Annotated in this window: 12 protein-coding genes; 5 read left to right on the top strand and 7 right to left on the bottom strand. The window is 71.9% G+C overall.

The features are described 5' to 3' along the window. Window positions 1-208 precede the first annotated feature (208 nt). The 5 genes from leuA (at window position 209) to ACQB60_RS04520 (ending at window position 7,232) form a co-directional block, all read left to right on the top strand. Window positions 209-1,930 carry a 2-isopropylmalate synthase gene (leuA, locus tag ACQB60_RS04540; protein WP_496924470.1) on the top strand — a complete coding sequence of 574 codons (1,722 nt, stop codon included), beginning with the start codon at window positions 209-211 and terminating at the stop codon, window positions 1,928-1,930. A gap of 172 nt (window positions 1,931-2,102) precedes the next feature. After that, window positions 2,103-2,828, top strand: coding sequence for a TerB family tellurite resistance protein (locus tag ACQB60_RS04535; RefSeq protein ID WP_496924469.1), 726 nt, complete (start codon window positions 2,103-2,105; stop codon window positions 2,826-2,828). Window positions 2,829-3,089: 261 nt separating this feature from the next. Continuing rightward, on the top strand, window positions 3,090-5,174 hold the full coding sequence (locus tag ACQB60_RS04530) for an MMPL family transporter (protein ID WP_496924468.1): 2,085 nt from the start codon (window positions 3,090-3,092) through the stop codon (window positions 5,172-5,174). Between the two features lie 76 nt (window positions 5,175-5,250). Then, entirely contained in the window at window positions 5,251-6,561 is a 1,311-nt protein-coding gene (locus ACQB60_RS04525; RefSeq protein WP_496924779.1) for a sensor histidine kinase, read from the top strand. Continuing rightward, a complete protein-coding gene (locus tag ACQB60_RS04520) occupies window positions 6,558-7,232 on the top strand; it encodes a response regulator (RefSeq protein WP_496924467.1) in 675 nt (224 codons plus the stop codon). Before ACQB60_RS04525 ends, ACQB60_RS04520 begins: the two co-directional genes overlap by 4 nt. A 32-nt stretch (window positions 7,233-7,264) precedes the next feature. Here the strand turns inward: ACQB60_RS04520 and ACQB60_RS04515 are convergent, their stop codons facing one another. The 7 genes from ACQB60_RS04515 to ACQB60_RS04485 form a co-directional block, all read right to left on the bottom strand. Beyond that, window positions 7,265-7,681 carry a hypothetical protein gene (locus ACQB60_RS04515; protein ID WP_496924466.1) on the bottom strand — a complete coding sequence of 139 codons (417 nt, stop codon included), beginning with the start codon at window positions 7,679-7,681 and terminating at the stop codon, window positions 7,265-7,267. A gap of 15 nt (window positions 7,682-7,696) precedes the next feature. Then, window positions 7,697-8,101 carry a hypothetical protein gene (locus ACQB60_RS04510; RefSeq protein WP_496924465.1) on the bottom strand — a complete coding sequence of 135 codons (405 nt, stop codon included), beginning with the start codon at window positions 8,099-8,101 and terminating at the stop codon, window positions 7,697-7,699. A 15-nt stretch (window positions 8,102-8,116) separates the two neighbouring features. After that, window positions 8,117-8,515, bottom strand: coding sequence for a hypothetical protein (locus ACQB60_RS04505; RefSeq protein WP_496924464.1), 399 nt, complete (start codon window positions 8,513-8,515; stop codon window positions 8,117-8,119). Between the two features lie 176 nt (window positions 8,516-8,691). After that, a complete protein-coding gene (locus tag ACQB60_RS04500; RefSeq protein WP_496924463.1) occupies window positions 8,692-9,618 on the bottom strand; it encodes a dihydrodipicolinate synthase family protein in 927 nt (308 codons plus the stop codon). Then, window positions 9,615-10,661 (bottom strand): ABC transporter ATP-binding protein, encoded by a 1,047-nt coding sequence (locus ACQB60_RS04495; RefSeq protein ID WP_496924462.1) that lies wholly within the window; start codon window positions 10,659-10,661, stop codon window positions 9,615-9,617. Before ACQB60_RS04495 ends, ACQB60_RS04500 begins: the two co-directional genes overlap by 4 nt. Before the next feature lie 14 nt (window positions 10,662-10,675). Beyond that, the gene (locus ACQB60_RS04490) at window positions 10,676-12,661 is read right to left on the bottom strand and encodes a dipeptide/oligopeptide/nickel ABC transporter permease/ATP-binding protein (protein WP_496924461.1); all 1,986 of its coding nucleotides are present in this window, start codon (window positions 12,659-12,661) and stop codon (window positions 10,676-10,678) included. Further along, on the bottom strand, window positions 12,661-13,620 hold the full coding sequence (locus ACQB60_RS04485) for an ABC transporter permease (RefSeq protein WP_496924460.1): 960 nt from the start codon (window positions 13,618-13,620) through the stop codon (window positions 12,661-12,663). Before ACQB60_RS04485 ends, ACQB60_RS04490 begins: the two co-directional genes overlap by 1 nt. Between the last annotated feature and the right edge of the window lie 16 nt (window positions 13,621-13,636).

The following is a 13,636-nucleotide window of genomic DNA, read 5'->3' as shown; positions in this document are numbered from 1 at the left end:
CCCGATACCGCCTTCCGGTCCCGCATACTGATACGGGCCCGCGCACAACGCGCGGCTCGGCTAAGCTGCCGCCCATCATGCGATTCGGGCTGCTTCTCCTTAGCTGCCGCGGCGAGGGCCTGTAGTCGAGGCCGACCCCCTCCCCGCGGAGTTCGGTGTTGCGCCACCGTCGGCCGTCCTTCCGGACACTCCCGAGGAGCCCCGCCCCATGCCGAACTTCCAGCGCCCCACCGCCATGCCGGTGCACAAGTACGGGCAGTACGAGCAGGTCGACATCCCCGGCCGCACCTGGCCGGACAAGCGGATCACGAAGGCGCCCCGCTGGCTCTCCACGGACCTGCGCGACGGCAACCAGGCGCTGATCGACCCGATGTCCCCCGAGCGCAAGCGCCGCATGTTCGACCAGCTGGTCAAGATGGGCTACAAGGAGATCGAGGTCGGCTTCCCGGCGTCGGGCCAGACCGACTTCGACTTCGTGCGGTCGATCGTCGAAGAGCCGGGCGCCATCCCGGACGACGTCACGATCTCCGTACTGACCCAGGCCCGCGAGGACCTGATCGAGCGCACGGTGGAGTCCCTGAAGGGCGCCAGGCGCGCCACGGTCCACCTGTACAACGCCACCGCCCCGGTCTTCCGCCGCGTCGTCTTCCGCGGCTCGAAGGACGACATCAAGCAGATCGCCGTCGACGGCACCCGCCTGGTGATGGAGTACGCGGAGAAGCTGCTGGACCCGGAGACCGAGTTCGGCTACCAGTACAGCCCCGAGATCTTCACGGACACCGAGCTGGACTTCGCCCTGGAGGTCTGCGAGGCCGTCATGGACGTCTACCAGCCGGGTCCGGGCCGCGAGATCATCCTCAACCTGCCCGCCACGGTGGAGCGTTCGACGCCGTCCACGCACGCGGACCGCTTCGAGTGGATGTCGCGCAACCTGTCGCGCCGCGAGTACGTCTGCCTGTCCATCCACCCGCACAACGACCGCGGCACCGCCGTCGCCGCCGCCGAGCTGGCCGTCATGGCCGGCGGCGACCGCGTCGAGGGCTGTCTGTTCGGCCAGGGCGAGCGCACCGGCAACGTCGACCTGGTGACGCTGGGCATGAATCTCTTCTCCCAGGGCGTCGACCCGCAGATCGACTTCTCCGACATCGACGAGATCCGCCGTACGTGGGAGTACTGCAACCAGATGGAGGTCCACCCGCGCCACCCGTACGTGGGCGACCTGGTCTACACGTCCTTCTCCGGCTCCCACCAGGACGCCATCAAGAAGGGCTTCGACGCCATGGAGGCCGACGCGAAGGCCAAGGGCGTCACCGTCGACGACATCGAGTGGGCCGTCCCGTACCTGCCGATCGACCCGAAGGACGTGGGCCGCTCGTACGAAGCCGTCATCCGCGTCAACTCGCAGTCCGGCAAGGGCGGCATCGCCTACGTCCTGAAGAACGACCACAAGCTGGACCTGCCGCGCCGCATGCAGGTCGAGTTCTCCAAGGTCATCCAGGCCAAGACGGACGCCGAGGGCGGCGAGGTCACGCCGAAGGACATCTGGAGCGTCTTCCAGGACGAGTACCTGCCCAACCCGGAGAACCCCTGGGGCCGCATCCAGGTCAGGAACGGCCAGACCACGACCGACACGGACGGCGTCGACACCCTCACCGTCGAGGCCACCCTGGACGGCGCCGACACCGTCCTGACCGGCACCGGCAACGGCCCGATCTCCGCCTTCTTCGACGCCCTGCAGTCCATCGGCATCGACGTGCGCCTGCTGGACTACCAGGAGCACACGATGAGCGAGGGCGCCTCCGCGCAGGCCGCCTCGTACATCGAGTGCGCCATCGGCGACAAGGTCCTGTGGGGCATCGGCATCGACGCGAATACGACACGCGCCTCCCTCAAGGCCGTCGTGTCCGCGGTGAACCGCGCCGCGCGTTAAGGCAGTTCAGGACGGAGGACCCCGGCCCCGACCGCGTCGCACGCGGCCGGGGCCGCAGTCTGTCCAGGCAGTCAACCGGCCATCTCTCGTACGGAGTGCTGACGGGGCCTCAATGATGTGGCTAACATCACGCCAGCGCGGCAGCGTTGCCGCGGGCTTACGGAGGTGCGTGGTGCTGCCAGATCGGGGACGAAACGGTCGGAAATCGCGTATCTTCGGCGGGCGTTCGCCACGTTCGGCGCGCGTCATCGGAGTGCGGACCTCGTGGACGACGGTGGGCGACGGGGAGTTCTTCTGCCCCGGCTGCGGAGGTGACCGCAACTACCAGCGGCGGACCGGAAAACGCCGCTTCGTGCTCCTCGGGCTGCCCGTCCTCCCGCGCGGGGCCGCCGGGCCCGTCGTCGAATGCGCCGCCTGCCAGGACCAGTTCGGCACGGACGTCCTCGACCACCCCACCACCACGCGGCTGTCCGCGATGCTCCGCGACGCCGTGCACACCGTGGTCCTGTCCGTCCTCGCGGCGGGCGGCACGGGGGCGCGCGCCACCCTGGACCTGGCCATCGGCGCGCTGTGCGAGGCGGGCTTCGACGACTGCTCGGAGGAGCAGCTGATCTCCCTCGTCACCGGACTCGAGGCCGACACGGGGCGCGTCGCTCCCGCCGAGGACGGGGGTGTGGGGCTCGCCATCGAACTCCACGAGGCGCTCGGGCCGCTGGCGCCCCACCTCGCCCCCGCGGGGCGGGAGGCCGTGCTGCTCACGGGGGCCCGTGTCGCCCTCGCCGACGGTCCCTACACACCCGCTGAGCGGGAGGTCCTGGGGACCGCGGGGGTCGCGTTGACGCTGTCGGTGGACGACGTGTCGCAGTTGCTCGCCGCTGCGCGTACGACGCCGTCGTAGGGCGCCCTGTCCGTTTGAGTTCCCTCCTGGGTGGGGTGCCCTTCCCGGGGCTTCGCCCCTGGACCCCCGATCGGCCTGAACGGCCTCGTCCTCGATCGCCGGACGGGCTGAATACTCCCCCGGGAGTAGCGGACCCGCCTCGCCTCTCCCCGTCGTAACCCCCAACTCGCCCTCTCGCCCGACGAGACCGCCCGATCGCGGCGGGACTCTGGATCGCGTACTCAACGACTCCAGAATCCGTCACGACAGGGAGGCCCTCCGATGGGGACCACCGCCAAGCGGCGCCGCGCCGTGCCCTGGACGCTGCTCGCGCTGTGGGTAGCCGTTCTCGCCCTCGCGGGGCCGTTCGCCGGGAAGCTCGGGGATGTGCAGCACGACAGGGCCGTCGACTACCTGCCCGCCAACGCCGACTCCACGCAGGTCGCGAAGATCCAGGAAGCCCTGCCGGGCGGGGAGACCACCGAGCTCGTGCTCGTCTACCACCGGGACGGGGGGCTCACCGCCGCCGACAAGGCCACCGCGGGGCGCCAAGTCGACCGCATCGGCGGGGACTTCGACCTCGTCGCCGCACCGAGGGCAGTGCCCTCCAAGGACGGCACCACCCTCATGTACCCGGTCGCCAGCACCAAGCCCGGCACGGACGAGAAGCTGCGCGACGAGTTCGTCAACGAGGTGCGGGACATCGCCAAGAGCGAGGGCGGGCTGCAGGTCGAGGTGGGCGGGCCCGGCGGGCTCGCCACCGACGCCGCCGAGGTGTACAACGCGCTCGGCGGGCCGCTGCTCTACACCACCGTCGCCGTCGTCGCGATCCTGCTGATCCTCATCTACCGGAGCCCGTTCCTGTGGCTGGTGCCGCTCGTCGTCGCGGGGATCGCCGACTACCTGTCGATGGGCGTCGCGTACGGACTGAACCAGGCGTTCGGGACCACCGTCAGCGGGCAGAGCTCCGGCGTCATGACGATCCTCGTCTTCGGGGCGGGGACCGACTACGCGCTGCTGCTCGTCTCCCGCTACCGGGAGGAGCTGCGTCGGGTCGAGCGGCCCTACGACGCGATGGCCGCCGCGCTGCGCGGCTGCGGGCCCGCCGTGATCGCCTCCTCCCTCACCGTCGCGGCCGGGCTGCTCGTGCTGCTCGCCGCCGACCTCAACAGCAGCCGGGGGATGGGGCCGTTGGGGGCCGTCGGCGTGCTGTGCGCGCTCGTCGCCATGCTGACCCTGCTGCCCGCCGTGCTCGTGCTGCTCGGGCGGCGGGTGTTCTGGCCGCTGGTGCCCGCCTTCGGGAGCGAGCCGAAGGCGAAGCGGCGCAGTCTCTTCGCCGCGATGGGCGGTTCGGCGGGGCGCAGGCCCGGTGCCGTGCTCCTGGGCGGGGCCGTGCTGCTCGGGGCGCTCGCGCTCGGTGTGCTCAATCTGCCGGGCGGACTCAAGCAGGAGGACTCCTTCACCAGCAAGCCCGACGCGATCGCCGCGATGCAGCAGCTCGCCGAAGCCTTCCCCGAGCGGGGAACCCAGCCCCTCACCGTCCTCGCCCCGACGGGCACCGCCGACGCGGTACTTGGGGACGTCCGGGATGTGCGGGGGGTCGTCGGGGCCGAGCGCGGGCGCAGCGGCGGGGGCTGGACCGAGATCAGCGTCGTCGCCAAGGGCGCACCGCAGTCCGCCGCCGAGACGCGCACCATCGAGGACCTGCGCGACCGGCTCGACGGCAAGGACTCCCTCGTCGGCGGGTCCAGCGCCGAGCAGCTCGACCTCAAGGACACCAACGCCCGGGACCGGACCGTCGTCGTGCCGCTCGTCCTCGCGGCCATCCTGCTCATCCTGATCGCGCTGCTGCGCAGCCTCGTCGCACCCCTCCTGCTGCTCGTCGCCGTGATCGCGGTGTGGGGGGCCTCGCTCGGCATCGGCGGGCTCGTCTTCGGGCCGCTGTTCGGCTTCGACGGGACGGACCCGGGACTCGGGCTGCTCTCCTTCGTCTTCCTCGTCGCGCTCGGCGTCGACTACGGGATCTTCCTGATGCACCGGATGCGCGAGGAGTCCCTCGCGGGCGCCGAACCGGAGGCCGCCGCCCTCACGGCGCTGCGGACGACGGGCTCCGTGATCGCCTCGGCGGGGCTCGTGCTCGCCGCGACCTTCGGGGTGCTCATCAACATGCCGCTGGTGCAGATGGTCGAGCTGGGCTTCGTGATCGCGGTCGGGGTGCTCCTGGACACCTTCCTCGTCCGTACGTACCTGGTGACCTCGGCGAGCCTGCTGCTCGGCCGGAAGGTGTGGTGGCCGGGGCCGCTGTCGAAGGCGCCCCGTCCGCCGGAGCCGACCGAGCGGGAGCCGGAACTCGCCCGCGCGCCCTGACGGCCGATGCACGGCGCTTGGCGCCCCTCCCTGCCGGAGGGGCGCCTTCCTGCCCCAAGATGAACCGGTGGACCTCATGCGTATAGCCCTGCCCCGCCTGCTCGGACCGCCCGGCCCCCGTGACGTACGGGCGGGTGTGGCCCGCACGCTGCGCGTCGACGCGCTGTTCGCCCTGGTCTGCGCCGCCTGCGCCGTGTTCATCGGCCTGCGGGGCGGCGGGGGCGACAGCCGGGCGCCCGACGCGGTCGGCTGGACCCTGCTGCTCGCCCTCCACGTGCCGCTGGTCTTCCGGCGCCGCGCCCCCCTCGGCGCCTTCGTCGCCCTGGCCGCCTTCGTCGCCCCGTACCACGCGCTGAACTACAACCACAACGCACCCATGGCGGCTTCGATGCTCGCCCTGTTCACGGTGGCCATGTCGGGGCGGCCGCTGCGCACCGTGGTGGTCGGCGCGGGCGTCATCGGCGTGATGCTGGGCGTGAAGTTCGGGCAGGGCATCGCCGAGGGCCGGGAGGCGCTGCGGATCACCGGCTGGATCGTGTCGTTCCTGATCCTCGGCGTGTACGTGCGCGTGCACCGGCAGTACGTGGCGTCGGTCGTCGAGCGGGCCGAACGGGCCGAGCGGACGCGGGAGGAGGAGGCCAGGCGGCGGGTCGCGGAGGAGCGGCTGCGGGTGGCCCGCGATCTGCACGACCTGCTCGCGCACAGCATCACGCTCGTCGGCGTGCAGACGTCGGTCGCCGCGCACGTCCTGGCCGCCGACCCGGACCGGCTCGACCGGGCGGCCGTCGCCAAGGCCCTGGAGGACATCTCGGAGACCTGCCGCACGGCGCGCGGCGAACTCCGGGCCACGCTGGAGGTGTTGAGGTCGGGCACGGACGGCGACGTGCACGGGGGCGCGGCCGCCGCCGACGAGTCACGCGGACCTCTCCCCGGCCTCGACGGCATAGCCGACCTCGCGGAGTCGGCGCGCACGGCGGGCGCCGCGGTGGAGGTCGACGTCCAGGAGTGCGCGACGCCGCCCGCCGTGGGCGTCGCCGCGTACCGCATCGTGCAGGAGGCCCTCACCAACGCCGTACGGCACGCGGGCGGCCCCGGGCTCACCATCCGCGTCGGCCTGCGCACCGAGCACGCGGACGCGGGGGCGGAGGGTGCGGGGGCCGGGGGCGGCGTGCTGCGGGTCACGGTCTGCGACGACGGGCGCACGGTCCAGGACCCGTCCCACACGCCCGGGTTCGGGCTGCTCGGGATGCGGGAGCGGGCCCGCAGCGTGGGCGGGACCCTGGAGGCGGGGCCGCGCGAGGAGGGCGGTTTCATGGTGTCGGCGGTGCTGCCGCTCGTGGCCGCGGGGGCCGCCGTCGCAGCCGCCGGGCCCGGAGGAGCCGCATGACGATCCGCGTACTGCTCGCCGACGACCAGACCCTCGTACGGGCGTCGTTCGCGATGCTCGTCGAGTCCGCGCCCGACATGGAGGTGGTCGCGCAGGCGGGCACGGGCCGGGAGGCGCTGGAGCTGGCCCGTACCGAGCGGGCCGACCTGATCGTGATGGACATCCGCATGCCCGACCTCGACGGGATCGAGGCGACGCGGCTGCTCGCCGCGGACGAGGACCTGGCGGGTGTGAAGGTGCTGATCCTGACGACGTACGACACGGACGAGCACGTGGTGGAGGGCCTGCGGGCCGGGGCCTCCGGCTTCCTCGTGAAGGACATCAAGCCCGCCGAACTCCTCGACGCGATCCGCACGGTGGCGGCGGGCGAGTCCCTGCTCTCGCCGGGCCCGACCTCACGTCTGATAGCCCGGGTGCTGCGCTCTCCCGACCCGGAGGCGGCGGCGGACCTCGCGGGCGGCCCCGACGGCCTCTCGGACCGCGAGCGACAGGTCCTGATGCTGGTCGGCCGCGGCCTCAACAACACGGAGATCGCCGACCAGTTGGGCCTGTCCCCGCTGACCTCGAAGACCCACGTGAGCCGCATCATGGGCAAGCTGGGCGCCCGCGACCGGGCCCAACTCGTCATTGCGGCCTACGAGTCGGGCCTGGTGCGGGCGGGTCAGCTGTGAGGGGCCAGCTGCGGGAGGTCAGCTCCGAGGGGTCAGTAGGCGACCTTGCCGGTGCCGTTGTTGGCGCCCCTGAAGTAGAGCCGGAATCGCGTGCCGTTGGGAACCCTGGGGGCGGCGACGGTCCACTTGCCCTCCCTGGCCAGGGTGAAGCCGGTGCAGGCCCCGGTCTCCCAGCAGACCCGTACATTGCGCGTGTAGTTGGTCTTGACGTTGATGTCGGCGCACTTCGAAGTGGTGGTCGCCCAGCGGCCGTCCGGCCAGATGGCCGTGTTGAGGGACGGATAGCCGACGGCCGTGTACTTCTGCGCGCTGCCGTAACAGGACTGAACCCCCGCGTCCGGCCGGACGCCCGCGCCGGCCCCGGCGGGCGCCGCCGCCACCGCGGCCAGGGCTCCGCCGAGCAGCACGCCGGTCAGGGTGAGCGGGAGCACGCGTGCGTGGGTGCGCATGGGTGACCTCCCCGGTCAGTAGGCGACCTTGCCGGTGCCCCGGTTCGTGCCCCGGAACTTCAGGTAGAAGTCCTTGCGCCCGTTGATGTGGGCGCCGACCACGTAGCGGCCCTTCTTGCCCTGCTTCCAGGTGGTCGGGCACGAGTGGCCCTTCCAGCAGACGACGAACTTCCGGTCGTAGTTGACCTTGACGTTGATGTCGTTGCAGTGACCGGTGACCCGGCGGAAGCTGTCCTTCGGCCAGTAGGCGTCGCTGCCGCCGCGGGAGTTGGCGATGTACTTCTCCGCCCCGCCGTAGCAGCTCTGGATGGATGCCTTCGGGGCATCGGCCGCCGCGGACGTCGCCGCGAAGGCCGCGAGCCCGCCGCTGAGCAGAACGCCGGTCAGGGCGAACGGAACAAGACGTGTGCGTACGTGCATGAGTTTCCCCCGAGGTCAGTAGGCGACTTTGCCGGTGCTGTTGTTCCAGAAGATCAGCTGGAAGCCGGCGCCGCGCCGCACGTTGGTGGCGACCACGGCCCACCTGCCCTTCTTGGCGTAGGTCCAGTGGTCCTGGCACTTGCCGGTCCGCTGCCAGCACACGGCGACCTTGACGTTGGCGTTGGGCTTGACGTTGATGTCGCCGCATCGGCCGCTGAACTTGACGTAGCCGGTGACGCTCGGCCACATGTCGCGCGTGGACTTGTAGTTCTTCGCCCCGCCGTAGCAGGACTGCGCGGCGACCTTGGCCTGAGGGGCGTCGGCGCTCGCGGCGGTGGCCGTGGCGGCGGCGAGGCCGCCGCCGAGAAGGACCCCGGTCATGGCGATCGGAGCCAGGCGTGATCTGGTGCCCATGAGGTTCCCCCTGTGGTGTGGCGTGCCCGCGGTGGTCGGCCGCGGGCCCGGCGGATCGTCCGCCGTACCAGGGACGAAGGTACGGATCCGGTCACCGCTCGGCCGTCAACCCCAGGGTGGGAAACGGTGGTAAACCTGCGCGGTACGCGGAGCGGTTGTCCACCCAGGGGTTGAACTCACAACAACCCGGCCCCCGCCAGGAACTTCCCCACCCGCTCGACCTCCGCCGCCGACAACGGCACCTGCGGCTCCGCCGTGACCGGGCAGGCGATCACGCCCCGCAGGTGCAGCGCCGCCTTGAACGCGCCGAGGGCCGATGAGCTGCCGCCCATGCGGGACGGGTCTCCTGCCCGCACCATCCCGAACAGGCGGCACAGGCGCTCCTGTTCCGCCCGCGCCCGCTCCCAGTCGCCCGCGCGGCAGGCCCGGTACAGGCGTACGTAGCCCTCGGGGTCGACGTTGCCGAGGCCGGGGACCACGCCGTCGGCGCCCATCGCGAGGGCCGCGTCCACCGTCAGCTCCGAGCCCGTCAGGACGCTGAAGCCGGGCAGCGTACGGGAGTTGATGAGGACCTCGCGGAACGAACCCTCGTCGCCGCTGGAGTCCTTGAGGCCGGCGAGGACGCCGTCGCGGGCGAGGGTGAGCACCAGGTCGGGGGAGAGCTTGAGGGGGACGGACGTCGGTTGGTCGTAGGCGAAGACCGGTGTCGTCGCCCGCTCGGCGAGCAGCCGGAAGTGGCGCTCGATCTCCGCCGGGTGCGTGCGCGTGTAGAAGGGGGCCGTCGCGACCACCGCGTCCGCGCCCGCCGCCGTGACCGCCCGCACGTGCTCCAGGACCCGGGGCGTCGTCATGTCGATCACGCCTGCCAGGACCGGGAGCCGGCCCGCCACATGGCCGGTCACCGTCTCCACCACCGTCCTGCGGTGGGCGTCCGTGAGGTACGCCGCCTCCGAGGAGGAGCCGAGGACGAACAGGGCGTCCACCCCGGCGGTGACGAGGTGGTCGGTGAGGGATGTCAGTGACGCCGTGTCCACCTCGCCTTCCGGTGTCAGGGGGGTGCAGACGGGCGGAATGACACCGGTGAGCGGCGAGGCAAGCGTCATGAAGGCTCCCTGGATGTGCGTGCGTCGGTCGTGGCCGTGGCGGCGGCCTGGGCGACGAGGTCGTGGGTCGGCTGGCCGTCGCCCACGGGGTGGTGACAGCGGAACGAGTGGGTGGGGCCGGAAGGTTCGGGGTCCGGCATCGCGGTGGCGCACACCTCGTCCGCCTTCCAGCAGCGGGTGCGGAACGGGCAGCCGGTGGGCGGGTGCGTCGCGGACGGGACCGGGCCGATCAGGGGGATCGGGTCGATGGGGTCGAGGAGGCCGGGGGTCGCGGAGAACAGGGCCCGGGTGTAGGGGTGGCGGGCGCGGTCCAGGATCTCCGCCGCCGGGGACTCCTCCACGATGCGGCCCAGGTACATCGTGATGACGCGGTCGCTCATCCGCCGCACCGTCTGGATGTCGTGGGACACGAAGACCAGGGCGAGCCCGAGGCGCTCCTTCAGGTCGAGGAGGAGGTTGAGGATCTGGGCGCGGACCGACACGTCGAGCGCACTCGTCGGCTCGTCCGCCACCACCAGGGACGGCTCCAGGGCGAGCGCGCGGGCGATCGCCACGCGCTGGCGCTGGCCGCCCGAGAGCTGGCCGGGCAGCCCGTCGGCGAGGGCCTTCGGGAGTCCGACCAGCGACATCAACTCACGTACCCGGGCGTCGCGTTGGGCGCCCTTGCCGTGGTGGTGGACGTCCAGCGGGTCGCGGAGGATCTGGTGCACCGTGAGCCTGCGGTTCAGGGCCGTCGAGGGGTCCTGGAAGATCATGCCGGTGTTGCGGCCGATCGTCTCGCGGCGCTGCGCCGGCGTCATCGTCCACAGGTCCTGGCCCCGGAACGCCACCGTGCCCGCCGACGGGGGCTGGATCCCCACGAGGACCCTCGCGAGGGTCGACTTGCCGCAGCCCGACTCGCCCACGACGCCGAGGGTCTCGCCGGGCGCGATGGTGAGGTCGGCGCCGGTCAGGGCGTACACGCGGTCGCGGGAGAACAGGCCGCCGGTGCGCGCCTTGTGCACCACGTGCGCGTCGTTCAACTCGACGAGTGGGGCGGTCACTTCACTTGGAGAGGTCACTTCACTGCCTCGCTTCCCCGGGGCGCGGGCACCTCGCCGACCGGTGCCGGATGGTGGCAGGCCGTCGAGTGCCGCGTCCCGCCGAGGAGTTCGGGCGCCGTCGTGCGGCACACCTCGCTCGCGAGCGGGCAGCGGTCCGCGAACCGGCAGCCCTGGGGGAAGTCAGCCGGCGACGGCACGACCCCCTTGATCTGCGTCAGGCGTTCTGCCGCCGACTCCAGGGAGAGCACGGAGCCGAGCAGGCCGCGCGTGTAGTGGTGGGTGGGGTGCTCCACCAGGTCGGCGGTCACGCCCGTCTCGACGATCTGGCCGCCGTACATCACCACCACCCGGTCGGTGACGTCCGCGACGAGGGCCAGGTCGTGCGAGACGAGGATCAGCGCGAAGCCCAGCTCCTCGCGGAGGCGGAGCAGGAGCTGGATGACCTGGGCCTGGACCGTGACGTCGAGGGCCGTGGTGGGCTCGTCGGCGACGATCAGCTTCGGGTCGCGGGACAGGGCCATGGCGATCAGGACGCGCTGGCGCTGGCCGCCGGAGAGCTCGTGCGGATAGCTGCGCAGGGTGCGGTCCGGGTCCAGGCCGACGAGTTCGAGGAGCTCGACGGAGGTCCGCCGCCCACCCCTCCGTACGACCTGCTTGAGCTGGGCCCGTACCGTCATCGCCGGGTTGAGGGACGACAGGGCGTCCTGGTAGATCATCGCCATGTCGTGGCCGAGGAGGCGGCGGCGGGTGCGCATCGGGAGGCCGATGAGCTCCCTGCCGCCGAAGGTGACACGGCCCCGGATGCGGGCGCCCTTCGGCTCCAGGCCCATGACCGTGAGCGCCGTGAGGGACTTGCCGCAGCCCGACTCGCCGACCAGGCCGAGGACTTCGCCGGGGCGGACGTCGAAGCTGATGCCGTCGACGATGTCCACGCCGCCGTGCCGGGCGTCGAAGCCGATCGCCAAGTCCCGTACGGAGAGGACCGGTTCGCCCTCGGGGAGGGGGCGGGCGCGGGAGCGGAGGCGCTCCCCGGCCTCGGTGAGACCCGGGAGTTCGAGGACCTTGCCGGAGCCGGGCTCGGGGGCCTCCAGGCGGTCGTCGCGGCGGGCGCCGGTGACGTCGCGGGCGGCGGGGGCGGCCCAGGCGTCCGAGACGCCCTCGGAGAGGACGTTCAGGGACAGGACTGTGATCAGCATGAGGAGGCCGGGGAAGACCGTCGCCCACCAGCCGCCGATCAGCACCATGTTCTTGCCGTCGGCGATGACGCTGCCCCAGGACGGGTCGGGGGGCCGCACGCCCGCGCCGATGAAGGACAGCGACGCCTCGAAGACGATGGCCTCGGCGACCTGCACCGTGCAGAACACCAGGATGGGCGCCGCGCAGTTGACGGCGACGTGCCGGACGAGGACGTGCGGGGTGCGGGCGCCGATGACGCGCTCCGCGACCACGTAGTCCTCGCCGTACTGGTCCAGGACGTTGGCGCGCACGACGCGGGCGATCGGCGGCGTGAACAGGAACGCGATGGCACAGATCAGGACGGTGATGCCGCCGCCGAACACGGCCACGAGGACGGCGGCGAGCGCGATCCCGGGGAACGCCATGACGACGTCCAGGCAGCGCATCAGCGTCTCGTCGACGGCCTTGCGGGAGGTCGCCGCGACCGCGCCGATGAGCGCGCCCACCGCGAGCGCGAGCAGCGTCGCGCCGAGCCCGATCGCGAGCGACCAGCGCGCCCCGTACATGAGGCGGCTGAGGATGTCGCGGCCCAGGCTGTCCTGGCCCATCCAGTGCTCACTGGAGGGGTGCCCGGTGCCGTCGACCATGGGGGCCTGGTCGAGCGGGTCGTGCGGGGCGATGAGGGGGGCGAAGAGGGCGACCAGGACGACCGTCGTGATGACGCCGAGGGCGATGCGGGAGAGGACCGGCAGGCGCCGCAGGGAGCGCAGGCGGATGCCGGGGCGGGCCAGTTTCGCGGTGCGGGCCGCGCGCGAGGTCATCATCAGGCCGTCCCCCTCAGGCGCGGATTGACCAGCAGGTACAGGATGTCGATGACGAGGTTGACGACCACGAAGCCGACCGCCGTGGTGATGACGACGCCCTGCACGACGGCGGGGTCACCGTTCTTGACGGCCTCGATCATCAGCTTCCCCATGCCGGGCAGCGAGAAGATCGTCTCGATGACGACGGCGCCGCCGAGCAGATAGCCCACGCGCAGGCCGAGCACGGTGAGCGGGTTGATGAGGGCGTTGCGCAGCACGTTGCGGCCCACCACGACGACCGGCGGCAGTCCGTTGCCGATCGCCGTGCGCACGTAGTCCTTGTCGAGCTCCTCGACGACGGCGGTGCGGATGATGCGGGTGAGCTGCGCGGCCACCGGCAGGGACAGCGCGAAGGCGGGCAGGGTCATGGACTTGAGCCAGCCGGTGAAGGAGTCGCCGGGGTTGATGTAGCCGCCCGTCGGGAACCAGCCGAGCTCCACGGCCAGGTACTGGATCATCAGCAGCGCCAGCCAGAAGCCGGGCGCCGCAACCCCGGTCAGGGAGACGACGCGGATCAGCTGGTCGGGCAGCCGGTCCCGGTAGATGGCCGCCGTGATGCCGCCGGCCAGGGAGAGCACCACGGCGATGCCGAGCCCCAGGAAGGTGAGCTGCACGGTGAGCGGCAGGGCCGTGGTGATCTGGTCGACGACGGGGGAGCGGGTCAGGACGCTGATGCCCATGTCGCCGTGGGTCAGGTCCCCCAGGAAGTGGACGTAGCGCACGGGCAGTGGATCCAACAGGCCGTTGTCTTCCCGGAATTGGTGCAGCTGCGCGGGCGTCGGGTTGGCGCCCTGGAAGAACGCGGACGCCGGGTCGACGTCCGAGAACCGCATCACGAGGAAGACGAACAGGACGATGCCGAGCAGGAGCGGGACGAGCAGCAGGACGCGCCGGGCGAGGATGCGGATGATCGCGGTCACGTGAGGCGTCCTTGCC

It is taken from the genome of Streptomyces odontotermitis (assembly GCF_050510915.1).
GTDB lineage: Bacteria > Actinomycetota > Actinomycetes > Streptomycetales > Streptomycetaceae > Streptomyces.
Note: the sequence above shows the minus strand (reverse complement) of the source record. Positions and strands in the feature narration are given on the sequence as shown.